This is a genomic window from Pantoea sp. Ap-967, assembly GCF_011752565.1.
Taxonomy (GTDB): domain Bacteria; phylum Pseudomonadota; class Gammaproteobacteria; order Pseudomonadales; family Pseudomonadaceae; genus Aquipseudomonas.
This window is the reverse complement of the sequence record NZ_VWXK01000025.1, coordinates 1-25256: the sequence shown is the minus strand read 5'-3', so window position 1 is coordinate 25256 and position 25256 is coordinate 1. Positions and strand designations below refer to the sequence as shown.

At 65.0% G+C, this 25256-nt stretch carries 21 protein-coding genes; 13 read left to right on the top strand and 8 right to left on the bottom strand.

What is annotated here, in order from left to right:
- Positions 1-57 precede the first annotated feature (57 nt).
- Entirely contained in the window at positions 58-1611 is a 1554-nt protein-coding gene (locus F3J45_RS22160) for a hypothetical protein (protein WP_205300639.1), read from the bottom strand.
- A 209-nt stretch (positions 1612-1820) separates the two neighbouring features.
- Here F3J45_RS22160 and F3J45_RS22155 point away from each other — a divergent pair, with 209 nt between their 5' ends.
- The 3 genes from F3J45_RS22155 (at position 1821) to F3J45_RS22145 (ending at position 4872) form a co-directional block, all read left to right on the top strand.
- Positions 1821-2681 (top strand): glycine betaine ABC transporter substrate-binding protein, encoded by an 861-nt coding sequence (locus tag F3J45_RS22155; protein WP_167067926.1) that lies wholly within the window; start codon positions 1821-1823, stop codon positions 2679-2681.
- Positions 2682-2899: 218 nt separating this feature from the next.
- Complete coding sequence (locus tag F3J45_RS22150) at positions 2900-3211, top strand: DUF485 domain-containing protein (RefSeq protein WP_167067923.1); 312 nt, start codon at positions 2900-2902, stop codon at positions 3209-3211.
- Complete coding sequence (locus tag F3J45_RS22145; RefSeq protein ID WP_167067920.1) at positions 3208-4872, top strand: cation acetate symporter; 1665 nt, start codon at positions 3208-3210, stop codon at positions 4870-4872. Before F3J45_RS22150 ends, F3J45_RS22145 begins: the two co-directional genes overlap by 4 nt.
- 54 nt (positions 4873-4926) lie before the next feature.
- On the opposite strand, the gene F3J45_RS22140 is transcribed toward F3J45_RS22145, so the two are convergent.
- Positions 4927-5079 carry a DUF3309 family protein gene (locus tag F3J45_RS22140; protein WP_012271016.1) on the bottom strand — a complete coding sequence of 51 codons (153 nt, stop codon included), beginning with the start codon at positions 5077-5079 and terminating at the stop codon, positions 4927-4929.
- A 212-nt stretch (positions 5080-5291) separates the two neighbouring features.
- On the opposite strand from F3J45_RS22140, the gene F3J45_RS22135 reads away from it, so the two are divergent.
- Both F3J45_RS22135 and csrA read left to right on the top strand, forming a co-directional pair.
- Positions 5292-6101 (top strand): SDR family oxidoreductase, encoded by an 810-nt coding sequence (locus F3J45_RS22135; protein WP_167067916.1) that lies wholly within the window; start codon positions 5292-5294, stop codon positions 6099-6101.
- Positions 6102-6228: 127 nt separating this feature from the next.
- Complete coding sequence (gene csrA / locus F3J45_RS22130) at positions 6229-6417, top strand: carbon storage regulator CsrA (RefSeq protein WP_167067913.1); 189 nt, start codon at positions 6229-6231, stop codon at positions 6415-6417.
- Between the two features lie 13 nt (positions 6418-6430).
- On the opposite strand, the gene F3J45_RS22125 is transcribed toward csrA, so the two are convergent.
- The 5 genes from F3J45_RS22125 to mnmC form a co-directional block, all read right to left on the bottom strand.
- Positions 6431-6658 carry a YheU family protein gene (locus F3J45_RS22125; protein ID WP_167067910.1) on the bottom strand — a complete coding sequence of 76 codons (228 nt, stop codon included), beginning with the start codon at positions 6656-6658 and terminating at the stop codon, positions 6431-6433.
- 55 nt (positions 6659-6713) lie between these two features.
- Positions 6714-7898, bottom strand: coding sequence for an osmoprotectant NAGGN system M42 family peptidase (locus F3J45_RS22120; RefSeq protein WP_167067907.1), 1185 nt, complete (start codon positions 7896-7898; stop codon positions 6714-6716).
- A gap of 110 nt (positions 7899-8008) precedes the next feature.
- Positions 8009-9754, bottom strand: coding sequence for an N-acetylglutaminylglutamine synthetase (gene ngg, locus F3J45_RS22115; protein WP_167067903.1), 1746 nt, complete (start codon positions 9752-9754; stop codon positions 8009-8011).
- A 3-nt stretch (positions 9755-9757) separates the two neighbouring features.
- Entirely contained in the window at positions 9758-11545 is a 1788-nt protein-coding gene (locus tag F3J45_RS22110; protein ID WP_167067900.1) for an N-acetylglutaminylglutamine amidotransferase, read from the bottom strand.
- Positions 11546-11825: 280 nt separating this feature from the next.
- Complete coding sequence (gene mnmC / locus F3J45_RS22105) at positions 11826-13793, bottom strand: bifunctional tRNA (5-methylaminomethyl-2-thiouridine)(34)-methyltransferase MnmD/FAD-dependent 5-carboxymethylaminomethyl-2-thiouridine(34) oxidoreductase MnmC (protein WP_167067897.1); 1968 nt, start codon at positions 13791-13793, stop codon at positions 11826-11828.
- 165 nt (positions 13794-13958) lie between these two features.
- Between mnmC and pap the strand changes: the two genes are divergently transcribed.
- Positions 13959-15452: a polyphosphate:AMP phosphotransferase gene (gene pap / locus F3J45_RS22100; protein ID WP_167067894.1), complete on the top strand. Its 1494-nt coding sequence runs from the start codon at positions 13959-13961 to the stop codon at positions 15450-15452.
- A gap of 134 nt (positions 15453-15586) precedes the next feature.
- Here pap and F3J45_RS22095 read toward each other — a convergent pair whose 3' ends face one another.
- Positions 15587-16981, bottom strand: a complete 1395-nt coding sequence (locus F3J45_RS22095) for a class II fumarate hydratase (RefSeq protein ID WP_167067891.1) — start codon at positions 16979-16981, stop codon at positions 15587-15589.
- 155 nt (positions 16982-17136) lie between these two features.
- On the opposite strand from F3J45_RS22095, the gene F3J45_RS22090 reads away from it, so the two are divergent.
- The 7 genes from F3J45_RS22090 to F3J45_RS22060 all read left to right on the top strand — a co-directional run bounded on the left by F3J45_RS22090 (position 17137) and on the right by F3J45_RS22060 (position 25037).
- Positions 17137-17661, top strand: coding sequence for a DUF2059 domain-containing protein (locus F3J45_RS22090; protein ID WP_167067888.1), 525 nt, complete (start codon positions 17137-17139; stop codon positions 17659-17661).
- A gap of 10 nt (positions 17662-17671) precedes the next feature.
- On the top strand, positions 17672-17968 hold the full coding sequence (locus F3J45_RS22085) for a BolA family transcriptional regulator (RefSeq protein WP_167067885.1): 297 nt from the start codon (positions 17672-17674) through the stop codon (positions 17966-17968).
- Positions 17969-18188: 220 nt separating this feature from the next.
- A complete protein-coding gene (locus tag F3J45_RS22080) occupies positions 18189-19121 on the top strand; it encodes a rhodanese-related sulfurtransferase (RefSeq protein ID WP_167067882.1) in 933 nt (310 codons plus the stop codon).
- A 3-nt stretch (positions 19122-19124) separates the two neighbouring features.
- A complete protein-coding gene (locus F3J45_RS22075; RefSeq protein WP_167067879.1) occupies positions 19125-19757 on the top strand; it encodes a DsbA family protein in 633 nt (210 codons plus the stop codon).
- Positions 19750-21582 carry an ABC transporter ATP-binding protein gene (locus tag F3J45_RS22070; protein WP_167067876.1) on the top strand — a complete coding sequence of 611 codons (1833 nt, stop codon included), beginning with the start codon at positions 19750-19752 and terminating at the stop codon, positions 21580-21582. The genes F3J45_RS22075 and F3J45_RS22070 overlap by 8 nt, the downstream gene beginning before the upstream one ends.
- Positions 21583-21756: 174 nt before the next feature.
- Positions 21757-24213, top strand: coding sequence for an EAL domain-containing protein (locus tag F3J45_RS22065; RefSeq protein WP_167067874.1), 2457 nt, complete (start codon positions 21757-21759; stop codon positions 24211-24213).
- A 38-nt stretch (positions 24214-24251) separates the two neighbouring features.
- Positions 24252-25037 carry an iron-containing redox enzyme family protein gene (locus tag F3J45_RS22060; protein ID WP_167067870.1) on the top strand — a complete coding sequence of 262 codons (786 nt, stop codon included), beginning with the start codon at positions 24252-24254 and terminating at the stop codon, positions 25035-25037.
- Positions 25038-25256: the final 219 nt, after the last annotated feature.

The following is a 25256-nucleotide window of genomic DNA, read 5'->3' as shown; positions in this document are numbered from 1 at the left end:
GCCCCAACCGGCGCCTGCACATCCCTGGTAGGAGCGAGCGCAGCTCGCGATAGGCCCTCAAGCCTTACGCGACCTCAGGCTGCGCCACAAAGCCGCGGTCATCAGCACACTGACCAACGCCCACCCCCAGGCCTGCTGGTTTTCCAGCCCTTCCCGATACAACTGCGGCAACACCCCGGCGCCGACGATAAATGCCAGCAACGCCACCTCCGCCCGCCGCGCCGCGACCGGCCACAACAGGTAAACCACGGCCGGCAGGGCCAGCGCTGCGGTTGGGAAACTGCGATAACGCGGGTCGAACACCATCGCCAGCATGCTCACCGCCGCCGCGAACCCAGCGGCCAGCAGCCACCACCCCGCCCGTGCCTGCAACCAGGCGAACAGCCGCTTGCGCCAGCCCTCGCGGTGCACCAGCCCCAAGGCGACGTGCATCAACACCAACACGTTCAACCCAGCCAGCACCAGCGCCCACAGCCACTCCCCGGCAAACCGTGCGTGAGTACGCATCAGCTCGCCCCACAACCCCAGGCACCCCGCGCCGAACGCCACCAGCAACGGCAACAGCAGCGCCGCCAGCGGCGTGGCGGGGCGCCCGACGGCCAGCAGCAGGGCCGCCAGCAGTGCCACGCAAGCCAGCAGCCACTGTGGCCACAATGGCAAGTTGCTGACCGGGCCTTCGAGCACGCCCTTGTCCTGCCGGTTGGCATCGTACAGCCCCCAGTAGCCGCCCACCGCGCCCTCGTTGGCCCGCTTCCAGGGTTGGTCGAATGCCTCGATCAGGTTGTAGTGCCAGCCGTTGGCCTCCGCCAGGGCCACGAACCCGCGAATGAAACGCGCCTCGTTGGCCCGGCTGGGAATGGCGGTTTCGCGCTGGCGGCCTTCACTGGGCCAGCCGGTTTCGCCAATGAAGATGTCCTTGGGTGCGAAGCGCGTGCCGAACACCCGGCGCACCTCGGCTACATGGGCCAGGGCATCGTCGATGCCGCGCGGGTCGTCTTCCCAATAGGGCAGCAGGTGGATGGTCAGAAAGTCCACCGCCGGTGCAATTTGTGGGTGCTGCAGCCAGAACTCCCAGACATCGGCGTAGGTCACCGGCACCTTGACCTGGCCTTTCACCTGTTCGATCAACCCGGCCAGGCGCTCGCCGGTGACTTCCTTGCGCAGCAGCGTCTCGTTGCCCACGATCACCGCGCTGACCACGTCGGGGTTGGCATTGGCAGAGGCAATCAGCGCCTTCACTTCCTTGTCGGTGTCGGCGGGGTTGGCATTGACCCAGGCACCGAGCATCACCTTCAGCCCACGCTTGCGTGCCAGGGCCGGAATGGCCTCAAGCCCGGTCATGGAATAGGTGCGGATGCACTGAAATCGCTCAGCCAGCAGGGCAAGGTCGGCGTCCATGCGCGCCGGGCGCAGGCGAAACGGCTGGTCGTAGGGCGACTGGTCCTTGTCGAAGGGCGTGTAGGACGCGCACTGCAACTTGTGCGTGGGGCTGGCCGCATCCGGCAAGGTCACCGGCTTGCCAAGCCCGTACCAGAGCGCCCCCAGCCCCAGCAGGGCCAGCAGGCAGGCGAGCAGGTACAGCGGCAGCAGCAAGCGGGTGGTTTCGGGCATCGGGCGGTCCATCGTCAGGCACAAAGCGTTAGATAGTAGCCCGGCGCCAAACCTTTGGCATGCAAGGATCGCGCAGGCCCGTGTGGGCCGATGCCGCTAATGGCACAGTGCTGTCGCATATGGCGCGGGTATAGGTCGCAGCTGGAGCAGGTCGGGGTTTGTTGCAGGAAGATGATGCAATCTCCTAGACCTGACGAGGGGATGCTTTGATGGCTACTTTTACAAGAATGCGCCGTTTCCTGGGGGTGGGCACCGCCCTGGTACTGGCCATGGGCGCTGCACAGGCCATGGCCAAGGAAGTCAGCATCGGTTACGTGGACGGTTGGGCCGACAGCGTGGCCACCTCCAACGTCGCCGCCGAGGTTATCAAGCAGAAACTCGGCTATGACGTGAAGCTGCAGGCCGTTGCCGCAGGCATCATGTGGCAGGGCGTGGCGACCGGCAAGCTCGATGCGATTCTCTCGGCGTGGCTGCCCGTCACCCATGGCGAATACTGGGCCAAGAACAAGGACAAAGTGGTCGACTACGGGCCGAACTTCAAGGACGCGAAAATCGGCCTGATCGTGCCAGACTACGTGAAGACCCAAAGCATCGCCGACCTCAAGACCGACAATGGCTACAAGCAGCAGATCGTTGGCATCGACGCAGGCTCCGGGGTAATGATAAAGACCGACCAGGCGATCAAGGACTACGACCTGACCGGCTACAAACTGCGCGCCAGCTCCGGCGCCGGGATGACCACCGAGCTGGGCAAGGCCTACGCCAAGCAGGAGCCGATTGTAGTGACTGGCTGGGTGCCGCACTGGATGTTCGCCAAGTGGAAACTGAAATTCCTCGATGACCCGAAAGGGGTGTATGGCGCGGCGGAAACCGTCAACAACATCGGCAGCAAGGAACTGGCGGCCAAAGCGCCGGAAGTCGTGGAATTCCTCAAGAAGTTCCAGTGGCAGTCCAAGGACGAGATTGGCGAGGTGATGCTGGCGATCCAAAATGGGACCAAGCCTGAAGTGGCGGCCAAGGATTGGGTGAGCAAGCACCCGGACCGTGTCAGCGAGTGGACGGGCAAGTGATCGGTCGTTAGGGCCAGTTTTGCGGCTTCGCGGGGCAAGCCCGCTCCTACACGCGGCTCCTTGTAGGAGCGGGCTTGCCCCGCGAAAGGGCCCCCCTTTGTTACACAATCGGTAAAACACCGTTGCATCTAAGACTAAGGTCGTCTGGTTGGCGTCCGGCGGCAGCATAAAGTAAGGGTGTGGGTACATCCCCTACCTGTGCTGCTAGGACAAAAACAATGAACGACAGCATTTACCTCTCGATACAAAACAGCCCGCGCTTCAAGGAGCTGGTCAGCAAACGTGAACGTTTCGCCTGGATCCTCTCGGCGATCATGCTCGGCCTCTACTGCGCCTTCATCCTCCTCATTGCCTACGGTCCCCAAGTGCTCGGCGCCAAGCTCAGCCCTGGGTCGTCGATTACCTGGGGCATTCCCCTGGGCGTCGGCCTGATCGTCTCGGCCTTTGTGCTCACCGCCATCTACGTTCGCCGCGCCAACGGCGAATTCGATGAGCTGAACAAGGCCATCCTGAAGGAGGCGCAACAATGATCCGCCACGCCAAAACCTTGGCCGTACTGGCCTGCGGAGCCTTCGCACCCGCCGTATGGGCCGCCGATGCCCTGACCGGCGAGGTGCAGAAACAACCGCTCAACGTTTCCGCCATCGCCATGTTCGTGGCCTTCGTCGCCTTTACCCTGGGCATCACCTATTGGGCGTCAAAGCGCAACAAGTCGGCCTCCGACTACTACGCCGCCGGCGGCAAGATCACCGGCTTTCAGAACGGCCTGGCGATTGCCGGTGACTACATGTCGGCCGCCTCGTTCCTGGGCATTTCCGCGCTGGTGTTCACCTCCGGCTACGATGGCCTGATCTACTCCATCGGCTTCCTGGTCGGCTGGCCGATCATCCTCTTCCTGATCGCCGAGCGCCTGCGCAACCTGGGCAAGTACACCTTTGCCGACGTTGCCTCGTACCGCCTGGGGCAGAAGGAAATCCGCACCCTGTCGGCCTCCGGTTCGCTGGTGGTGGTGGCGTTCTACCTGATTGCGCAGATGGTCGGCGCCGGCAAGCTGATCGAGCTGCTGTTCGGCCTGGACTACCACGTGGCGGTCATCCTGGTGGGCATCCTGATGTGCCTGTACGTGCTGTTCGGCGGCATGCTGGCCACCACCTGGGTGCAGATCATCAAGGCCGTGCTGCTGCTGTCCGGTGCCAGCTTCATGGCGCTGATGGTGATGAAACACGTGGGCTTCGATTTCAACACCCTGTTCTCCGAGGCGATCAAGGTGCACGCCAAGGGCGAGGCGATCATGAGCCCCGGCGGCCTGGTCAAGGACCCGATCTCGGCGTTCTCCCTGGGCCTGGCGCTGATGTTCGGCACCGCCGGCCTGCCGCACATCCTGATGCGCTTCTTCACCGTCAGCGACGCCAAGGAAGCGCGCAAGAGCGTGCTGTATGCCACCGGCTTCATCGGCTACTTCTACATCCTGACCTTCATCATCGGCTTCGGCGCCATTCTGCTGGTCAGCACCAACCCCGAATTCAAGGACGCCACCGGCGCCCTGCTCGGCGGCAACAACATGGCGGCGGTGCACCTGGCCAATGCCGTGGGCGGTAGCGTGTTCCTCGGCTTCATCTCGGCGGTGGCCTTCGCCACCATCCTGGCGGTGGTGGCGGGCCTGACCCTGGCCGGTGCCTCGGCGGTGTCCCACGACCTGTACGCCAGCGTATGGCGCAAGGGCAAGGCCAACGACAAGGATGAAATCCGCGTGTCGAAGATCACCACTGTCGCCCTGGGCGTACTGGCGATCGGCCTGGGTATCCTGTTCGAGAAGCAGAACATCGCCTTCATGGTGGGCCTGGCGTTCTCCATTGCTGCCAGCTGCAACTTCCCGGTGCTGCTGCTTTCGATGTACTGGAAGAAGCTGACCACCCGCGGCGCGATGATCGGCGGTTGGCTGGGCCTGATCAGTGCGGTGACGCTGATGATCCTCGGCCCGACCATCTGGGTGCAGATCCTTGGCCACGAGAAACCGATCTACCCGTACGAGTACCCGGCGCTGTTCTCGATGATCATTGCCTTCGTGGGTATCTGGTTCTTCTCGGTCACCGACAAGTCCAAGGCGGCCGACGACGAGCGTGCCAAGTTCTTCCCGCAGTTCGTGCGTTCGCAAACCGGCCTGGGGGCTTCCGGCGCGGTATCGCACTGATCCCTGCAGCCAAGAAAAAACCGCGCCTCGGCGCGGTTTTTTCGTTCAAGGGCGCTAGATCATGCCCAGTAACAACAGCACCAGCAGAATGACCAGCACCACGCCGACGATGCCGGATGGGCCATAGCCCCAACTGCGTGAATGCGGGAAGACCGGTAAGCCACCAATCAGCAGAAGGATCAGGATGATGATGAGAATCGTGGTCATGAGGGAATCCTTGCGTGGTTGAAGGTCAAGGGCCTCGTAATGCTGGCCTCTTGATAATTCCGACTCTTGCCGCTTGGGAAAGATTCCATTTGTGTGCTGCCGGGACAGACTATGCAGTCATGCCCGGCCATTCACTATCCTGATGAATCCTGCCTCTGCCCAAGGCCTTGATTAGACTCCTCGCACAACCTGTCAGAACAAGGCGAGCCACCATGCAAAACCGCATCATGATCACCGGCGCCGGTTCCGGCCTCGGCCGCGAGATCGCCCTGCGCTGGGCGCGCGACGGCTGGCGCCTGTCGCTTGCCGATGTCAACGAGGCAGGCCTGCGCGACACCCTGGAGCAGGTGCGCGCCGCAGGCGGCGAGGGCTTCATCCAGCGCTGCGACGTGCGCGACTACAGCCAGCTGACCGCCCTGGCCCAGGCCTGCGAAGACAAGTTCGGCGGTATCGACGTGGTCGTCAACAACGCCGGCGTCGCCTCGGGCGGCTTTTTCGCCGAGCTGTCGCTGGAAGACTGGGACTGGCAGATCGCAATCAACCTGATGGGCGTGGTCAAGGGCTGCAAGGCCTTCCTGCCGCTGCTCGAACGCAGCAAGGGGCGGATCATCAACGTCGCCTCCATGGCCGCCCTGATGCAGGGCCCGGGCATGAGCAACTACAACGTGGCCAAGGCCGGCGTGCTGGCGTTGTCGGAAAGCCTGCTGGTGGAGCTGCGCCAGCTTGAGGTGGCGGTGCACTGTGTGTGCCCCTCGTTCTTCCAGACCAACCTGCTGGACTCGTTCCGCGGGCCCAACCCGGCCATGAAGGCCCAGGTTGGCAAGCTGCTGGAGGGCTCGCCGATCAGTGCCGCCGACATTGCCGAGCACATTCACCAGCAGGTTGCGGCTGGCCAGTTCCTGATCCTGCCTCACGAGGCCGGGCAGCAGGCCTGGGCACTCAAGCGCCAGGCGCCGGAAAAGCTGTATGACGAAATGGCGGAGATGGCGGTGAAGATGCGGGCAAAGGCCAATTCACGCTGAATGTGGGATCTGTCTGTAGGAAGTTTTACCGCCCCTTGTAGGGTGATTCTGAATTTCCGGAGAACCGTTGTGTAGCTGAATATCCGCATGCAGGCTGGGGTTTTCCCATAGGTAGGAGAACCCCAGCATGTTGGTAATCGGACGTGAAGTCGGTGAAGTCATCATCATTGGCGACAACATTCACATCAAGGTCGTGGAAACCCGCGACAATCAGGTGCGCTTCGGCGTCACCGCGCCGCGCGAGGTGGCGGTGCACCGGGCCGAAGTGTATCGGCGGATCAAGGAAGGGGAGGTGCGCAAGGCCAAACGGTGTTGAATGGCCTTGCTGGTCACTCCAGCAACTCGCGCGGCACATCATGCCGCGCCAGCAACTGGCACTGTTGGCTTTCCAGGTCGAACAGGATGAACGCCTGCCCCTTGGCCAATGCCTGACGCACCCGCAGCACGCGGGTTTCCAGCGGCGTGTCATCGCCGTTGTCGGTGCCGTCACGGGTCACGAAGTCCTCGATCAGGCGGGTCAGGGTTTCAGCTTGCAGTTGGTCGTATGGGATCAGCATGGGCAGGGCACGGTTCTGTTGGCGAATACCTGCATGCTACGCGAATCCGCCTGCATCAGCTTTTGTTTCCTACCAGGCTGTCCACCGCCGGCACCCGGGTATCGCTCTCCATTTGCGCATCGTGCTCCAGCTGGTGGCTGAAGCGCTCCAGTGAAGCGTTGGCCGGTTGCGAGTCGCTGGCGAACACCGGCGGGCTCAACAGGTAGGCCGACAGCAGGCGGCTGAGCGCGGCCAGGCTGTCGATATGGGTGCGCTCGTAGCCATGGGTGGCGTCGCAGCCGAAGGCCACCAACGCGGTGCGGATGTCGTGGCCTGCCGTTACCGCCGAATGGGCGTCGCTGAAGTAGTAGCGGAACAGGTCGCGGCGCACCGGCAGGTCGTGGTCGCCGGCAAGCTTCAGCAAGTGGCGCGACAGGTGGTAGTCATAGGGCCCGGAGGAATCCTGCATGGCCACGCTTACCGCGTGTTCGCTGGAGGCCTGGCCGGGCGCCACCGGGGCGATGTCGATGCCGACGAACTCGCTGACGTCCCAGGGCAGGGCGGCAGCGGCGCCGGAGCCGGTTTCCTCGGTGATGGTGAACAGCGGGTGGCAGTCGATCAACGGTTGCCGGCCGCTTTCCACCACGGCCTTGAGCGCCGCCAGCAATGCCGCCACCCCGGCCTTGTCGTCCAGGTGGCGGGCGCTGATATGGCCGCTTTCGGTGAACTCTGGCAACGGGTCGAAGGCCACGAAGTCACCGATGGCGATGCCCAGCGCCTCGCAATCGGCGCGGGTGGTGCAGTAGGCGTCCAGGCGCACTTCCACGTGCTCCCAGCTGATCGGCATCTGGTCGATGGCGGTATTGAAGGCGTGCCCGCTGGCCATCAGCGGCAGCACGCTGCCACGGAACACGCCGGTGTCGGTGAACACGCTGACCCGGCTGCCTTCGGCGAAGCGGCTCGACCAGCAGCCCACCGGCGCCAGCGCCAGGCGGCCGTTGTCCTGCAATTGGCGCACGCTGGCGCCGATGGTGTCCAGGTGGGCCGAGACGGCGCGGTCGGGGGAGCTTTGCCGGCCCTTGAGGGTGGCACGGATGGTGCCGCGGCGGGTCAGTTCGAAGGGGATGCCCAGCTCGTCCAGGCGTTCGGCCACATAGCGCACGATGGTGTCGGTGAAACCGGTGGGGCTGGGGATGGCGAGCATTTCCAGCAGCACGCGCTTGAGGTAGTCGAGGTCGGGTTCGGGGTGTCGTTCGGTCATGGGGGTTCCTCTTTTTTTGTGCCGGCCTCTTCGCGGGGCAAGCCCGCTCCTACAGGTACCGCGCATCCCCTGTAGGAGCGGGCTTGCCCCGCGAAAAGGCCATCACTGTGTTACGCCAACGCTCGGCTATGCGGAAACAGCAGGTCGACAAAGCGCTCGGCCGTGGGCTGTGGCTCATGGTTGGCCAGCCCGGCACGCTCGTTGGCTTCGATGATCACGTACTCCGGGCATTCGGCATCGCGCACCATGAAGTCCAGGCCCACCACCGGAATTTCCAGCGCCCGCGCCGCGCGCACGGCGGCATCGGCCAGCACCGGGTGCAGGCGCTGGGTCACGTCCTCCAGGGTGCCGCCGGTGTGCAGGTTGGCTGTGCGGCGCACGGCCAGGCGCTGGCCGGCCGGCAGCACGTCGTCGTAGCCCAGCCCCGCGCCGTGCAGGGTGCGCTCGGTTTCGTCATCCAGCGGAATACGGCTTTCGCCGCCGGTGGCTGCCTGGCGCCGACGGCTCTGCGCCTCAATCAATTGGCGAATGCTGTGCTTGCCATCGCCAATCACCTGGGCCGGGTGGCGAATGGCCGCGGCCACCACCTCGAAGCCGATCACCAGGATGCGCAGGTCGCTGCCAGGGTGGAAGCTTTCCAGCAGCACCCGGCTGTCGAACTGGCGGGCGTTCTCCACGGCCCGGGTCACGTCGTCAACAGTGTTCAGGTTCACCGCCACGCCCTGGCCTTGCTCGCCATCCACCGGCTTGACCACCACCGCGCCGTGCTCGTCGAGAAACGCCAGGTTATCGTCGGCATTGCCCGCCAGCTGCTGCGCCGGCACCTGTAGCCCTGCGTTGTGCAGGGCCTGGCGGGTCAGGCGCTTGTCCTGGCACAGGGTCATGGTCACGGCGCTGGTAAGGTCGCTCAGCGACTCGCGGCAGCGAACGCGGCGCCCGCCCAGGCTGAGCGTGAACAGGCCAGCGGCGGCGTCGTCCACCTGCACCTCGATGCCCCGGCGCAGGGCCTCGTCGACGATGATGCGGGCATAGGGGTTCAGGCCGGCGGCCGGGCCGGGGCCCAGGAACAGCTGCTGGTTGATGCCATTACGGCGCTTCACCGCAAAGGTCGGCAGGTTACGAAAACCGAGCTTTTCATACAGCCGCTTGGCCTGGCGGTTGTCGTGCAGCACCGACAGGTCGAGGTAGGCCAGGCCACGGCTCATGAAGTGCTCGATCAGGTGGCGCACCAGCACCTCGCCCACGCCCGGGCGGGTGCACTGCGGGTCCACCGCCAGGCACCACAGGCTGCTGCCGTGCTCGGGGTCGTCGAAGGCCTTGCTGTGGTTCAGGCCCATCACGCTGCCGATCACCGCGCCGCTGTCTTCGTCCTCGGCCAGCCAGTACACCGGGCCGCCGAGGTGGCGCGGGGTGACTCGGTCGGGGTCCACCGGCAGCATGCCACGCGCCTGGTAGAGGGTATTGATGGCGTGCCAGTCCGCCTCGTTCTGCGCCCGGCGCACGCGAAAGCCGCGGAACACCCGCTGCGCCGGGCGGTAGTCGGTGAACCACAGGCGCAGGGTGTCGGAGGGGTCGAGGAACAGCTGTTGCGGGGCCTGGGCCAGCAACTGCTGGGGCGCGGCCACGTACAGGGCGATGTCGCGCTCGCCTGGGCGCTCGTCCTGCAGCGCCTGGGCCAGGCTGGCTGGGTCGGGGTAGGTGTGGCCGATCAGCAGCCGGCCCCAGCCGCAGTGCAGGGCGCGGGGCTGGTCGTGGGGGTCGCTGCCATCGCCGGCCAGGCGCGCCTGCAGGCGCTCGTAGGACGGCGCCTGGCCGCGCAGCAGGCGCTGACCGTAGGCGATCTCGTGGGCTTTCATCGGTCAGATTCCTTGTTCGCTGAGCCACAGGTTCAGGGCCGCCAGCTGCCACAGCTTGGAGCCGCGCAGTGGGGTGAGCTGGCCGTGTGGGTTGCTCAGCAGGCGGTCGAGCATGGCCGGGTTGAACAGGCCGCGGTCCTGGCTCGGGTCGGTCAGCAGGTCGCGCACCCAGCCCAGGGTGGCGCCTTCCAGGTGCTTGAGGCCCGGGACCGGGAAGTAGCCCTTCTTGCGGTCGATCACCTCATGGGGGATCACCCGCCGCGCTGCTTGCTTGAGCACCTGCTTGCCGCCGTCCGGCAGCTTGAAGCGCGCCGGAATGCGCGCCGACAGCTCGACCAGGCGGTAGTCCAGGAATGGCGTGCGCGCCTCCAGGCCCCAGGCCATGGTCATGTTGTCCACCCGTTTGACCGGGTCGTCGACCAGCATCACCGTGCTGTCCAGGCGCAGGGCCTTGTCTACCGCATCGGCCGCGCCGGGGCGGGCGAAGTGCTCGCGCACGAAATCGCCGGCGGCGTCGGTTTCCAGCAGCCAGGGCGCTTGCACCGTGTCGCGGTACTCCTCGTGGCTGCGGTCGAAGAAGGCCTCGCGGTAGGCGCCGAAGGCATCGGCGGCGCCGTCCACTTTCGGGTACCAGTGGTAGCCGGCGAACAGCTCATCGGCGCCCTGGCCGCTTTGCACGCCCTTGCAGTGCTTGGCCACTTCCCGCGACAGCAGGTAGAAGGCGATGCAGTCGTGGCTGACCATCGGCTCGCTCATGGCGCGGAAGGCGGCCGGCAGTTGCTCGATGATCTCGTGCTCGGCGATGCGCAGTTGATGGTGACGGGTGCCGTAGTGCCTGGCGATCAGGTCGGAGTACTGGAATTCGTCGCCGCGTTCGCCGCCGGCATCTTCGAAACCGATGGAGAAGGTCGACAGGTCGTCCACGCCCACTTCACGCAGCAGGCCGACCAACAGGCTTGAGTCGACGCCGCCGGACAACAGCACGCCAACGTCCACCGCCGCCCGTTGGCGGATGGCCACGGCGTCGCGGGTGGCGTCGAGCACGCGGGTGGTCCAGCCTTCCAGGTCCAGGTCACGTTCGTCGGGGTTGGGGCCGTAGTGCAACTGCCACCAGGTCTGGCGTTCCACCTCGCCGTGGCGGTCGATGCGCATCCAGGTGCCGGGCTCAAGCTTCTGCACATTGGCCAGCAGGGTACGCGGGGCCGGCACCACGGCGTGGAAGTTGAGGTAGTGGTTGAGCGCCACCGGGTCGATCATCGGGTCGATGTCACCGCCCTTGAGCAACGCTGGCAGGGTGGAGGCGAAACGCAGGCGCTCGCCGTTGCGCGACAGGTACAGCGGCTTGACCCCGAGGCGGTCGCGGGCCAGGAACAGGCGCTGGTTGTCGCGCTCCCAGATGGCCAGGGCGAACATGCCGTTGAGCTTGGGCAGCAACGCCGCGCCCCAGGCGTGGTAGCCCTTGAGCAACACCTCGGTGTCGCCGTCGGACCAGAAGGTATAGCCTAGGTCTTGCAGTTCCTGGCGCAGTTCGGGGAAGTTGTAGATGGCGCCGTTGAACGCCAGCGACAGGCCCAGGGTGTTGTCGACCATTGGCTGCGCCGAGCCGTCGGACAAGTCCATGATCTTCAGCCGGCGGTGGCCGAGGGCAATCGGGCCCTGGCTATGGAAGCCCCAGGCATCCGGGCCGCGAGGCGCCAGGTGATGGGTGATGCGCTCTACCGCAGCCAGGTCGGCTGGGCGAGGGGCTTGGTCGATGGGGGTGAAACGCAACTCTCCTGCTAATCCGCACATAAGTCCTTACCGGTTTTTCCGTTGGGGAATGAGTGCCCCGGATTAGGGCACCCTGTAAGGAACTGACCTGTGTGGTTTGTGGGAGTTTTAGATTGATCTGTTATAAGCCTGAAGGCATCTCCTGCCCATGGCGTAGGAGCGAGCGCAGCTCGCGATGCGCCGCCTGCGGCGCTCCATGGCACAGGCAACACTGTAATAGCCATTAGCTGGGGAACCGCGCGCCGCAGGCGGCGCATCGCGAGCTACGCTCGCTCCTACCGAACGCGGAAGCAGTGAGCTGTTATTTGCCGCGAATCAATTTGCGCAACGCAAACCGGTTCGGGTGGCAGGCCTCGGCCACTGCCCTGGGCAATGGCAGCGGCTCCCCGCATACCCAAGCCGCAATCAACTCGCCACTGAGCGGCGCGGTGATCAACCCCCGCGACCCATGCCCGCTGTTCACATACAGCCCATCCAGCCACGGGCACGCCACCTCCGGCACTTGCCGTGCATCCTTGCCCAGCACCGCAAAGGCCTCGGCGAACGCCGCCGGCTCGGCCAGCGGCCCAACAATCGGCAAGTAGTCCGGGCTGGTGCAGCGAAACGCCGCGCGCCCCTGCAATTGCCCAGCATCCAGCGCCGCTGCGCCTAGGCGCTGGGCCAGGTCGGGGGATATTTCATCGAGCAGCGCCAGGTTGCCCTGATGCTCGGCCACCGTCGGGGCAAGGTCGTCGCTGTGGAAGTCGAAGCTGGCGCCCAGGGTGTGTTCACCGTCGCGCGGTGGCGCCACGTAACCCTCGGCGCACACCACCGTGCGCAGTGCACGGCTGGCCTCGGTGGCCGGTAGGCGGGTGATCTGCCCGCGAATGCGCTTGAGCGGCAATGCCGCGCACGGCGCGAAACGGCGCACGTCGGCGGCCCCGGCCAGCACCGCCACGGGCGCGCTGGCCAACAGCTGTTCGCCGCTCCAGGCTTGCCAGAGGCCATCGGCCTGGCGCAGTTCCACCACGTCCTGATGCACCAGCACGCGGATATTGGGGTGCTGCAGTTGCAGGCGGCACAGGGCCGGCGGGTGAACCCAGCCGCCTTCAGGGTAGAACAGGCCACCGGACGGCAGCGCCACCCCGGCAAGCGCCTGGGCCTCGGTTTGCGCCAGCGTGCGCAGCAGGCCACTGTCGAAGGCCTGGGCGAGCTTGGCCTGGCGTTCGCCTTCCTTGCTGTCGAAGGCCAGTTGCAGCACGCCGCAGGCATCCCAGTCCTGGCCTTTCTGCAGGCGTTCAAGCTGGCGCCGGGTGTAGCCGAACCCGCAAAGAATCATCTGCGACAGCGCCGTGCCGTGGGCGGAAAGCTTCAGGTACAGCACCCCTTGCGGGTTGCCCGAGGCTTCCTGGGCAGGGGCCTCGTGGCGCTCCAGCACCGTCACCTGCCAACCACGCCGGGCAAGGCTGGCCGCCGTGGCGCTGCCGGCCAGCCCCGCGCCCACCACCAGCGCCTGGCGTGGGCCGTCGCCCAGGGCCGGGCGGGCATACCAGGGCGCTGGCCCGCTGGCATTCACCGCGCCGATGTAGTGGCCGCTCATCACCTCCCATTTCTTGCCGATGCCTGGGATTTTCTTCATGCGAAAACCCGCGTCGATCAAGCCACGGCGTACCCAGCCGGTGGTGGTGAAGGTGCCCAGGGTGGTGTCGGCGTGGGCCAGCCGCGCCAGTTGCGCGAACAGCTCGGGCGTCCACATGTCGGGGTTCTTCGCCGGGGCGAAACCGTCGAGGAACCACACGTCGATGCGGGCGTCGAGCTGTGGCAGCTGTTCCAGCACATCGCCCACCAGCAAGGTCAGGGTGACCCGGCCGTTGTCGAAGCTGAACTGCTGGAAGCCCGGGTGCACGGCCACGTACTGCTGCAGGAACGGCTCGGTGAAGGCCGCCAGTTCCGGCCACAGGCGCATGGCGCGGGCCATGTCGTCGTAACTGAGGGGGAACTTCTCGACGCTGACGAAGTGCAGGCGCGCCTGGGCGTGGGCCAGTTCGGCGAACAGCTGCCAGGCGCAGAAGAAATTCATGCCGGTGCCAAAGCCGGTTTCGCCGATCACCAGGCAGGCATCGGGCGCCAGCGCGGCGAAGCGCTCGCGCAGGCGGGTTTGTTCCAGGAAGACGTAGCGGGTTTCGTCGGTGCCTTCGTTTTTCGAGAAGTACACGTCGTCGTATTGCCGCGAGTGGGGGCGGCCCTGGTCGTCCCAGTCGATCTGGGCGTGCTGGAGGAGGGTGGACATGGTTGGCTCGGTTGCAGCGGATAGCGGATTTTATGTTATCCGGGCGCATTTGCGCAGGCCGTACTGGGTAATGCGCCTGTAGGAGCGGGCTTGCCCCGCGAAGAGCCCCACACAGACCCCGCACAATTCCGCTAGTCTTGCTAATCCAGACCAAGGAGCCAGTGCATGTTCGAATCTGCGGAAATCGGTCACAGCATCGACAAGGACACCTACGAGGCCGAAGTGCCTGCCCTGCGCGAGGCGTTGCTCGACGCCCAGTTCGACCTCAAGCAGCAGGGGCGTTTCCCGGTGATCGTGCTGATCAACGGCGTGGAAGGCGCGGGCAAGGGCGAGACGGTCAAGCTGCTGAACGAGTGGATGGACCCGCGCATGATCGACGTGCTCACCTTCGACCAGCAAACCGACGAGGAACTGGCCCGGCCACCCGCCTGGCGCTACTGGCGGGCCCTGCCGCCGAAGGGGCGCATGGGGGTGTTCTTCGGCAACTGGTACAGCCAGATGCTGCAGGCCCGGGTGCATGGGGTTATCAAGGACGCCGTGCTCGACCAGGCCATCACCGGCGCCGAGCGCCTGGAACAGATGCTGTGCGACGAAGGCGCGCTGGTGATCAAGTTCTGGTTCCACCTGTCGAAGAAGCAGATGAAAACCCGCCTCAAAGCGCTCAAGGACGACCCGCTGCACAGCTGGAAGATCAGCCCGCTGGACTGGCAGCAGTCGCAAACCTACGACCGTTTCGTGCGCTTCGGCGAGCGCGTGCTGCGCCGCACCAGCCGCGACTACGCGCCCTGGCATGTGGTGGAAGGCGTCGACCCGCATTACCGCAGCCTGGCGGTTGGGCGCATTCTGCTGGAAAGCCTGCAGGCGGCCCTGGCCAACAACCCCAAGGGCAAGCACCAGGGCAACATCGCGCCGCTGGGCCGTAGCATCGACCAGCGCAGCCTGCTGGGCGCCCTGGACCTGAGCCTGCGCCTGGACAAACAGGATTATCAGGAGCAGCTGGTGACCGAACAGGCGCGCCTGGCCGGCCTGCTGCGCCACAAGCACATGCGCCGGCATTCGCTGGTGGCGGTGTTCGAGGGCAATGACGCGGCGGGCAAGGGCGGTGCGATCCGCCGTGTGGCGGCGGCGCTGGACCCGCGCCAGTACCGCATCGTGCCGATTGCCGCACCCACCGAGGAGGAGCGCGCGCAACCGTACCTGTGGCGCTTCTGGCGGCACATTCCGGCGCGTGGCAAGTTCACCATCTTCGACCGCTCCTGGTATGGCCGGGTGCTGGTGGAGCGGGTGGAGGGCTTCTGCACGCCGAGCGACTGGATGCGCGCCTATGGCGAGATCAACGACTTCGAGGAGCAACTGGTCAACGCCGGGGTGGTGGTGGTCAAGTTCTGGCTGGCGATCGACCAGCAAACCCAGCTGGAACGCTTCGAGGAACGCGAGCAGATTCCGTTCAAGCGCTACAAGATCACCGAGGACGACTGGCGCAACCGCGACAAGTGGGACCTGTATGCCGAGGCGGTGGGCGACATGGTCGACCGCACCAGCAGCGAGATCGCGCCCTGGACCCTGGTGGAGGCCAATGACAAGCGCTGGGCGCGGGTGAAGGTACTGCGCACCATCAACGAGGCCCTGGAAGCGGCGTTCGCCAAGGACAAGAAATAGCAGCCAACGCGGGCCCGCCTGCGCCCGCCTGGCCCGCCTGGTAGGAGCGAGCATAGCTCGCGATGGGGCCTCAAAATCGAGCGCCGCTGCGCGCCGCATCGCGAGCTGCGCTCGCTCCTACCAGGAACTAGCCATCAACCCTTGCCACCGGGCGCGAGCATGTTTTCCGGCCTTACCCACTGGTCGAACTGCTCGTTGGTCAGGTACTTCAATTCCAACGCTGCCTCGCGCAGGGTCTTGCCCTCGCCATAGGCCTTCTTGGCAATTTCTGCCGCCTTGTCATAGCCAATGTGCGGGTTCAGCGCCGTTACCAGCATCAGCCCGCGCTCCAGGTGCGCCGCCATCTGCGCGGCATCCGGCTCGATACCGGCCACGCAGTGCTGCTGGAAGTTGCGGCAGCCGTCGGCCAGCAAGGTAATCGACTGCAACAGATTATGGATGATCACCGGCTTGAACACGTTCAGCTGCAAGTGCCCTTGGCTGGCGGCAAAACCAATCGCCGCGTCGTTGCCCAGCACCTGGCAGGCCAGCATCGACAGCGCCTCGCACTGGGTGGGGTTGACCTTGCCGGGCATGATCGAACTGCCCGGCTCGTTGGCCGGCAAACGCACCTCGGCCAGCCCCGCACGCGGGCCGGAGCCCAGCAGGCGCAGGTCGTTGGCGATTTTCATCAAGGCCACCGCCAGGGTCTTCAAGGCCCCGGCCAGGCTGGTCAGCGGCTCATGGCCGGCGAGGGCGGCGAACTTGTTCGGTGCGGTGACGAAGGGCAGGCCGGACAGCGCCGCAAGCTCGGCGGCAATGGCTTCGGCAAAGCCGTGCGGGGCGTTCAACCCCGTGCCCACGGCGGTGCCGCCCTGGGCCAGCTCGCATACCGCAGGCAAGGTTGCGCGAATGGCGCGCTGGGCATAGTCGAGCTGGGCAACGAACGCCGAAACCTCCTGGCCGAAGGTGATCGGCGTGGCGTCCATCATGTGCGTGCGGCCGGTTTTCACCAGGTGCTGGTGGCGTGCCGACAGCTCGGCCAGCCCCGCCGACAGCTCGGCGATGGCCGGCAGCAACTGGCTGTGCACGGCCTGGGCGGCGGCGATGTGCATGGCGGTGGGGAAGCAGTCGTTGGAGCTCTGCGAGCGGTTCACGTGGTCGTTGGGGTGCACCGGCACCTTGCCGCCGCGGCCCTTGCCGGCCAGCTCGTTGGCGCGCCCGGCAATCACCTCGTTGACGTTCATGTTGCTCTGGGTGCCGCTGCCGGTTTGCCACACCACCAGCGGGAACTGGCCATCGTGCTCGCCACCCAGCACTTCGTCGGCGGCCTGTTCGATCAGCCGGGCGATGTCGGCGGGCAGGTCGCCGTTGCGGTCGTTGACCCGCGCCGCGGCCTTCTTAATCAGTGCCAGGGCGTGCAGCACCGCGAGCGGCATGCGTTCCTTGCCAATGGCAAAGTTGATCAGCGAGCGCTGGGTCTGGGCGCCCCAATAGGCGTCCTCAGGAACTTCGACCGGGCCCAGGCTGTCTGTCTCGATACGGCTCATGCTGCGTTCACTCCTTTGTCAGTCAGAATCAGCAGTTTAGGCCCTCATGCGATGCGGCGGTTCATTCGCTCGTCGTGCCACTTGAGTGCTGCCCCATTGCGGGCGCAGAATGCTCTACCCTGAGGTACCGCCTCCCCCTTCCTGAAGGAATTGCAATGACCCGTCTTCGTGTCCTCTTTGCCGCCGTCGCCCTGGTGTGTGCCAGCGGCCAGGTACTCGCCGCCACGGCCAGCCACAACGCTGCAGCCGAGAAATTCCTGGAGTTGGCCCACGCCGACAAGCTGGGCACCCCGGTGTACATGCAGGTCCAGCAGATGTTCGCCCAGCGTTTCGCCCAAACCAAGGCGCCGGACGCCAAGAAAGGGGTACTCGACAGCTACCAGGCCAAGGCCAACGCCGCCCTGGACAACGCCATCGGCTGGAAGAAACTCAAGCCGAAGATGGTCGACCTGTACACCGCCACCTTCACCGAGCAGGAACTCAAGGACCTGGTCAAGTTCTACGAGTCGCCGCTGGGCATGAAAGTGCTGCGTGAAATGCCCAAGGTCACCCAGCAATCGGCCCAGCTGACCCAGAACAGCCTGGAACCGGCCGTGCCGGTGGTCAACAAGCTGCTCGACGACATGACCAAGGAACTGGACCCGAACGCCGGCAAGGCCGCCGCACCGGCTAAGAAGTGAGTAACGCCCGATGAGCATGCAGCAACGCATCGAGCAGCAGCTGGCCGCGCTGGCGCCGCAGCACCTTGAAGTGCATAACGAAAGCCACATGCACAGCCGTGGCCAGGAAACCCACTACAAGGCGGTGATCGTCAGCGAGCAGTTCGCCGGGCTGAACAGCGTCAAGCGTCACCAGAAGGTGTACGCCACCATGGGCGAACTGATGGGCGAAATCCACGCCCTGGCGATCCACACCTACACCGCCGAGGAATGGGCCAAGGTAGGCGTGGCGCCGGCTTCGCCGGTGTGTGCTGGCGGCGGGCACTGAATCCTTTCCGTCCTTCTGGTACAATCTGCAGTATCCCAAGGGGGCCGCTACGCGGCCCATCGCAGGCAAGCCAGCTCCTACAGGTACAACGCATCCATCAGCGGTTGCGCGGCACCTGTAGGAGCTGGCTTGCCTGCGATGGGCTGCGCAGCAGCCCCCTGTTTCATGTCAAACCCCGGTTCGCCCCTTACGAGGGCACCCACCTGGAGATTCACCGCAAATGTCCCAACCGATCGTCGTGGCGGCGCTGTACAAGTTCGTCACCCTGCAAGACTACGTCGAACTGCGTGAGCCGCTGCTCAAGGCCATGCTCGACAACGGCGTCAAAGGTACCCTGCTGCTGGCCCAGGAAGGCATCAACGGCACCGTCTCGGCCACCCGCGAAGGCATCGACGGCCTGCTGGCCTGGCTGCGCAACGACCCGCGCCTGGTGGATGTCGACCACAAGGAATCGTACTGCGACGAACAGCCGTTCTACCGCACCAAGGTCAAGCTCAAGAAAGAGATCGTCACCCTCGGCGTGCCAGGGGTAGACCCGAACCAGGCGGTGGGCACCTATGTCGACCCCAAGGACTGGAACGCCCTGATCAGCGACCCGGAAGTGCTGCTGATCGACACTCGCAACGACTACGAAGTGGCCATCGGCACCTTCAAGGGCGCCATCGACCCGAAGACCGAAACCTTCCGCGAGTTCCCCGAGTACATCAAGGCCAACTTCGACCCCAGCAAGCACAAGAAGGTCGCCATGTTCTGCACCGGCGGCATCCGTTGCGAAAAAGCCTCCAGCTACATGCTCGGTGAAGGCTTCGAGGCGGTCTATCATCTTAAGGGGGGCATCCTGAAGTACTTCGAGGAAGTGCCTCAGGAGCAAAGCCTGTGGGACGGTGACTGCTTCGTCTTCGACAACCGCGTGACGGTGCGTCACGACCTGAGCGAAGGCGAATACGACCAGTGCCATGCCTGCCGCCACCCCGTCGATGCGAAGGACCGCGAGTCCGAGCACTATTCGCCAGGCGTGAGCTGCCCGCATTGCTGGGACACCCTGAGCGAGAAAACCCGGCGCAGCGCCATCGACCGGCAGAAGCAGATCGAACTGGCCAAGGCGCGCAACCAGCCACACCCGATCGGTTACAACTACAAAGCCGAGGCTTGATCCATGACTGCCCGCCTGCTCTACGTGATGGACCCGATGTGCTCCTGGTGCTGGGGGTTCGCGCCCGTGGCCCAAGCCCTGATCGCCCAGGCCGCTGAAGCCGGCGTGCCGACGCGCCTGGTGCCGGGCGGCTTGCGCAGCGGCGGCAGTGCGCTGGACGCCTCCACCCGCAAGTACATCCTTGAGCACTGGCAGGCCGTGCACGACGCCACCGGGCAGGCGTTTCGCTTCGAAGGCGCGATGCCCGATGGCTTCGTCTACGACACCGAGCCTGCCTGCCGCGCCCTGGTTACCGCCCGGGCCCTGGACGGCGAGCGCGTGTGGGCCTTGCTGGCGCTGATCCAGCAAGCATTCTACGAGCAGGGCGTGGACGTTACCCGCGCACCGCAGCTGGTCGAACTGGCCGTGCAGGCCGGTTATGCCCGTGAGCCGTTCGCCCAGCACTTCGGCCAGCACGACATGCGCGCCGCCACGGCGGCCGACTTCAGCTGGGTGCAAGACCTGGGCATCGCCGGGTTCCCGACGCTGCTGGCCGAACGCAATGGCCAACTGGCGCTGCTGACCAACGGCTACCAGCCGCTGGACAGCCTGCAACCGCTGCTGGGCCGCTGGCTGCAGCAGGCCGTCTGTGCTTGACCTGCCAGGGTCGCCAGACCCTGTGCCAGGGAAGCCTGCCGCTGCGCCCGATCGCCTGAGCTGGGCGGAAATCCGCCGCCTGGCCTTGCACCACAAGAAAAGCCTCTGGACCGCCAACCTGGTCGCCGTGCTGGCGGCCTGTTGCAGCGTGCCGATTCCATTGCTGCTGCCGTTGCTGGTGGACGAAGTGCTGCTCGGCCATGGCGATGCCGCGCTCAAATGGATGAACCACCTGCTGCCCAGTGGCTGGCAGGTGGCCGCCGGTTACATCGGCCTGATGCTGGCGGCCACGCTGTGCCTGCGCCTGGCCGCGCTGGCCTGCAACGTGGTGCAGGCCAAGCTGTTCGCCGGGCTGGCCAAGGACATCGTCTACCGCTTGCGCATTCGCCTGATCGAACGCCTCAAGCGCATTTCGCTCAAGGAATACGAAAGCCTGGGCAGTGGCACGGTGACCACCCACCTGGTCACTGACCTGGACACCCTGGACAAATTCGTCGGCGAAACCCTCAGCCGCTTCCTGGTGGCCATGCTTACCCTGACCGGCACCGCGGCAATCCTGATCTTCATGCACTGGAAGCTGGCGCTGCTGATCCTGCTGTTCAATCCGCTGGTGATCTACTTCACCGTGCAACTGGGCAAGCGCGTCAAGCACCTGAAGAAGCTGGAGAACGACAGCACCGCGCGGTTCACCCAGGCGCTGTCGGAAACCCTCGACGCCATCCAGGAAATCCGCGCCGGAAACCGCCAGGGCTATTTCCTCGGCCGCCTTGGCCTGCGCGCGCGGGAAGTGCGCGACTACGCCGTGGATTCGCAGTGGAAAAGCGATGCCAGTGGCCGCGCCAGTGGCCTGTTGTTCCAGTTCGGCATCGATATCTTCCGCGCTGCGGCCATGCTGACCGTGCTGTTCTCCGACCTGTCGATCGGCCAGATGCTGGCGGTGTTCAGCTACCTGTGGTTCATGATCGGCCCGGTGGAACAGCTGCTTAACCTGCAGTACGCCTACTATGCCGCCGGCGGCGCCCTGAGCCGGCTCAACGAACTGCTCTCAAGGGCTGACGAGCCCCAGTACCCGGCTGCCAGCGACCCGTTCGCCGGCCGCCAGACGGTGGGCATCGAGGTGCGCGACCTGCGCTTTGCCTACGCCGACGAGCCGGTGCTCGACCAGCTGAACCTGGCCATCGCCCCGGGCGAGAAGGTGGCCATCGTCGGCGCCAGTGGCGGTGGCAAGAGCACCTTGGTGCAGTTGCTGCTGGGGTTGTACAGCGCCCAGGCCGGGACTATCCGCTTTGGTGGCGCGAGCCTGCAGGAAATCGGCCTGGAAACCCTGCGCGAAAACGTTGCGGTGGTGCTGCAGCACCCCTCGCTGTTCAACGACAGCGTGCGCGCCAACCTGACCATGGGCCGTGAGTGCAGCGACGACGCCTGCTGGCAGGCGCTGCGCATCGCCCAGCTCGATGCCACCATCGCCGCCTTGCCCCAGGGGCTGGACAGCGTGGTCGGGCGTTCCGGCGTGCGCTTGTCTGGCGGCCAGCGCCAGCGCCTGGCCATTGCCCGTATGGTGCTGGCCGAGCCCAAGGTGGTGATTCTCGACGAGGCCACCTCGGCGCTGGACGCCGCCACCGAGTACAACCTGCACCAGGCCCTGGCGCGCTTTCTCAGCGGCCGCACCACCCTGATCATCGCCCACCGCCTGTCGGCGGTGAAGCAGGCCGACCGGGTGCTGGTGTTCGACGGCGGGCACGTCGCCGAGGATGGCGACCACCAGCAGCTGATTGCCGAAGGTGGGTTGTATGCCAAGCTCTACGGGCATCTGCAACAGACCTGAAGGCCTCATCGCGGCCTACCTGCGCAACACAATGTAGGAGCGCAGCTCGCGATGGCGTCGCAAACGCGACGCCCAATCGCGCCCATAAAATTCCCCTCCACATAGATGGCAAATGGCCTACGCTGTGCTTGTCTGGGTTGATCCGAGCCTTATCTGCTCTGTGACAGGGACTACATGAAGGGACATCGCACGCTAGAGGCGCCAAGGCTGCTGGGGATTATCTGGCCTTTCGTCGCCGTCGTAGTCTTCCAGGTCTTGCTGGGTAGCCTCAGCCTGTATGCGCTGTCGGCCGTGCGTGCCTACGTGGCCGGCGAAAGCCTGTGGTCCAAGGCCCAGAAAGACGCCATCTACTACCTCAACCTCTACGCCGACGACCACGACGAGCGCACGCTGCGCCGTTACCACCAGGTCATGGCCATTCCCCAGGGCGACCAAAAACTGCGCGAGCTGCTCGACCAGCCAAGCCCCGACCTGGACGGCGCACGCCTGGCCGTGCTGCAGGGCGGCAACCACCCGGACGATGTCGACCGGATCATCTGGTTCTACCGCAACTTCCACCAGGTCAGCTACATGCAGGCCGCCATCGACTACTGGAACGTCGGCGATGCCTACCTGGCCAAGCTCGATGTGCTGGCCGGCGAAATGCGCGACGGCTTCGCCTCCGGCCAGTTCGACGAGGTGCAACTGGCTGACTGGAAGGCCCGCATCGTTGCCATCAATGAAGGGGTGACGCCTGCGGCCAAGGCCTTCAGCGATGCCCTGGGCGAAGGCTCGCGCATGCTGCTGCGGGTGCTGCTGATTACCAACCTGCTCACCGCGTTCATCCTCATCACCATTGCCTGGCGCCGGTCGAGCAAGCTGCTGGCCCAGCGCCAAGCCTTCGCCAGCGCCCTGCAGGAAGAGAAAGAGCGCGCGCAAATCACCCTGGAGTCCATTGGTGATGCGGTGATCACCGCCGATGTGGAGGGCAACATCGGCTATATGAACCCTGCCGCCGAACAGCTTACCCATTGGCAGGCCTGTGAAGCCCAGGGCTTGCCGGTGGGGGCGCTGTTCAGCCTGGTGGACGAGCAGGCCGAGCACGACAGCCGCTCGCTGGTGGAGCAAGTGCAAAGCGGCAGCCTCAAGGGCGGTGCCGAGCATGCCCGGCTGATCCAGCGCCTGGACGGCAGTACCGTGTCGATCAACCTGGTCGGCTCGACCATCATCAACGATGGCCAGGTGGCCGGCATCGTGCTGGTGCTGCACGACATGACCCAGGAGCGCCAGTACATCGCCAACCTGTCCTGGCAGGCGACCCACGACGCCTTGACGGGCCTGGCCAACCGCCGCGAGTTCGAGTACCGCCTGGAGCAGGCGCTCAATGGCCTGGTGCGCCAGCCGGGGCGCCATTCGCTGATGTTCCTTGACCTTGACCAGTTCAAGCTGGTGAACGACACCTGCGGGCATGCCGCCGGTGATGAACTGCTGCGGCACATTTGTGCGGTGCTGCAGTCGGGCCTGCGCGAAGGCGACACCCTGGCCCGGCTGGGCGGCGACGAGTTCGGCGTGCTGCTGGAAAACTGCCCGGGCGACCAGGCCGAACGCATCGCCGAAACCCTGCGCCAGGCGGTGCAAAGCCTGCACTTCGTGTGGAAGGGGCGGCCGTTCGTCACCACCGTGAGCATTGGCCTGGTGCATATCGCCCAGGCCCCGGGCACGCTGGAGGCCTCGTTGCGGGCCGCCGACATGGCCTGCTACATGGCCAAGGAAAAGGGCCGCAACCGGGTTCAGGTGTACCACGCCGACGACAGCGAGCTGTCCATGCGCTTTGGCGAAATGGCCTGGATCCAGCGCCTGCATGTGGCCCTGGAAGAAAACCGTTTCTGCCTGTATTGCCAGGAAATCGCCCCGCTCAAGGCCATCGAAGGCCCTGGCCACATCGAAATTCTGCTGCGCCTGCATGACGAAAGTGGCCGCACCATTCTGCCCGACAGTTTCATACCCGCCGCCGAGCGCTACGGCCTGATGACCGCGCTGGACCGCTGGGTGGTGCGCAATGTGTTCCAGGTGGTGCGCCAGTGCCTGGACGAGGGCAGGGAGGGGCCGCTGGCAATGTGCGCGATCAACCTGTCCGGTTCCAGCATCGGTGACGACAAGTTCCTGGAGTACCTGCAACGGCTGTTCGTCGAATTTTCCATCCCGCCGCGGATGATTTGTTTTGAAATTACCGAAACCAGTGCCATCGCCAACCTCGGGAGTGCCATTCGTTTCATCAATGAATTGAAAGGGCTGGGTTGCAAGTTCTCGCTGGACGACTTCTGTGCCGGAATGTCGTCATTCGCCTATTTGAAACATTTACCCGTAGACTTCTTGAAGATCGACGGAAGTTTTGTCAAAGATATGCTCGACGACCCCATCAACCGTGCCATGGTCGAGGTAATCAACCACATCGGCCACGTCATGGGTAAGCGCACCATTGCCGAGTTCGTCGAAACACCGTTGATCGAGCAGGCCCTGCAGGAAATTGGCGTGGACTACGCCCAGGGCTACCTCATCGAGCGGCCGCAGGTGTTCACCTGCGATAGCCTGCAGCGCCAGCGAATCGCTGCGCGGCCCTTGCTGCACCGGGCGCCGGGCACCTTTCGCTGAAATACGTTCGTGAAATCACAGGGATCAAGGAGTAGAAAGTGATTGACGCATTCGTTCGTATCGGGCCTTTGATGGACCCCGCCAGTTACCCCGCCTGGGCCCAGCAATTGATCGAGGATTGCCGCGAGAGCAAGCGCCGGGTGGTGGAGCATACGTTCTACCAGCGCCTGCGCGAGGGGCAGCTGCGCCCGGCGACCATCCGCCAGTACCTGGTGGGCGGCTGGCCGGTGGTGGAGCAGTTTTCCCTGTACATGGCCCATAACCTGACCAAGACCCGCTATGGCCGCCACCCCGGTGAAGACATGGCGCGGCGCTGGCTGATGCGCAACATCCGCGTCGAGCTCAACCATGCCGACTACTGGGTGCACTGGTGCCAGGCCCATGGCGTGCACTTGCACGAGCTGCAGGCCCAGGAAGTGCCACCGGAGCTCAATGGGCTCAACGACTGGTGCTGGCGGGTGTGCGCCACCGAGTCGCTGGCCATTGCCATGGCGGCCACCAACTATGCCATCGAGGGGGCGACCGGGGAGTGGTCGGCGGTGGTGTGCGCCGAGGACACCTATGCCATGGGCTTCCCCGAAGAGCAGCGCAAGCGGGCGATGAAGTGGCTGAAGATGCATGCCCAGTATGACGATGCGCACCCGTGGGAGGCGCTGGAGATCATCTGCACGCTGGCGGGCGAGAACCCTACCCAGGGGCTGCGCAACGAGCTGCGCAAGGCCATTTGCAAGAGCTACGACTGCATGTTCCTGTTCCTGGAGCGCTGCATGCAGATGGAGGTGCGCCAGCAGGGGCGGCTGCGGCCGGCGTTGGCCGCCGGCTGAGTCCTGTGCTGGCCTCTTCGCGGGGCAAGCCCGCTCCTACAACGGAAATCATTGCCTTCGGGCCTTGTGATATCCCTGTGGGAGCGGGCTTGCCCGGGTACAAACCGGAGACATCGTTTACATTCCAAACCGGGGACATGGTTTACAGGCTAATACGCATGATCAGGAGGTATCTGATCATGCCCTGGAACCAAGAGTCCCCCATGGATCAACGAATCA

What these genes read in the sequence shown, in the direction of transcription:
- F3J45_RS22135 (WP_167067916.1), top strand. Translation starts at nt 5,292, where the DNA reads ATGCAAAACCGCATCATGATCACCGGCGCCGGTTCCGGCCTCGGCCGC.
- F3J45_RS22155 (WP_167067926.1), top strand. Translation starts at nt 1,821, where the DNA reads ATGGCTACTTTTACAAGAATGCGCCGTTTCCTGGGGGTGGGCACCGCC.
- F3J45_RS22145 (WP_167067920.1), top strand. Translation starts at nt 3,208, where the DNA reads ATGATCCGCCACGCCAAAACCTTGGCCGTACTGGCCTGCGGAGCCTTC.
- F3J45_RS22065 (WP_167067874.1), top strand. Translation starts at nt 21,757, where the DNA reads ATGAAGGGACATCGCACGCTAGAGGCGCCAAGGCTGCTGGGGATTATC.
- F3J45_RS22075 (WP_167067879.1), top strand. Translation starts at nt 19,125, where the DNA reads ATGACTGCCCGCCTGCTCTACGTGATGGACCCGATGTGCTCCTGGTGC.
- F3J45_RS22110 (WP_167067900.1), bottom strand. Translation starts at nt 11,545, where the DNA reads ATGTGCGGATTAGCAGGAGAGTTGCGTTTCACCCCCATCGACCAAGCC.
- F3J45_RS22095 (WP_167067891.1), bottom strand. Translation starts at nt 16,981, where the DNA reads ATGAGCCGTATCGAGACAGACAGCCTGGGCCCGGTCGAAGTTCCTGAG.
- F3J45_RS22085 (WP_167067885.1), top strand. Translation starts at nt 17,672, where the DNA reads ATGAGCATGCAGCAACGCATCGAGCAGCAGCTGGCCGCGCTGGCGCCG.
- csrA (WP_167067913.1), top strand. Translation starts at nt 6,229, where the DNA reads ATGTTGGTAATCGGACGTGAAGTCGGTGAAGTCATCATCATTGGCGAC.
- mnmC (WP_167067897.1), bottom strand. Translation starts at nt 13,793, where the DNA reads ATGTCCACCCTCCTCCAGCACGCCCAGATCGACTGGGACGACCAGGGC.
- F3J45_RS22080 (WP_167067882.1), top strand. Translation starts at nt 18,189, where the DNA reads ATGTCCCAACCGATCGTCGTGGCGGCGCTGTACAAGTTCGTCACCCTG.
- F3J45_RS22140 (WP_012271016.1), bottom strand. Translation starts at nt 5,079, where the DNA reads ATGACCACGATTCTCATCATCATCCTGATCCTTCTGCTGATTGGTGGC.
- F3J45_RS22150 (WP_167067923.1), top strand. Translation starts at nt 2,900, where the DNA reads ATGAACGACAGCATTTACCTCTCGATACAAAACAGCCCGCGCTTCAAG.
- F3J45_RS22125 (WP_167067910.1), bottom strand. Translation starts at nt 6,658, where the DNA reads ATGCTGATCCCATACGACCAACTGCAAGCTGAAACCCTGACCCGCCTG.
- F3J45_RS22090 (WP_167067888.1), top strand. Translation starts at nt 17,137, where the DNA reads ATGACCCGTCTTCGTGTCCTCTTTGCCGCCGTCGCCCTGGTGTGTGCC.
- F3J45_RS22120 (WP_167067907.1), bottom strand. Translation starts at nt 7,898, where the DNA reads ATGACCGAACGACACCCCGAACCCGACCTCGACTACCTCAAGCGCGTG.
- pap (WP_167067894.1), top strand. Translation starts at nt 13,959, where the DNA reads ATGTTCGAATCTGCGGAAATCGGTCACAGCATCGACAAGGACACCTAC.
- ngg (WP_167067903.1), bottom strand. Translation starts at nt 9,754, where the DNA reads ATGAAAGCCCACGAGATCGCCTACGGTCAGCGCCTGCTGCGCGGCCAG.
- F3J45_RS22160 (WP_205300639.1), bottom strand. Translation starts at nt 1,611, where the DNA reads ATGCCCGAAACCACCCGCTTGCTGCTGCCGCTGTACCTGCTCGCCTGC.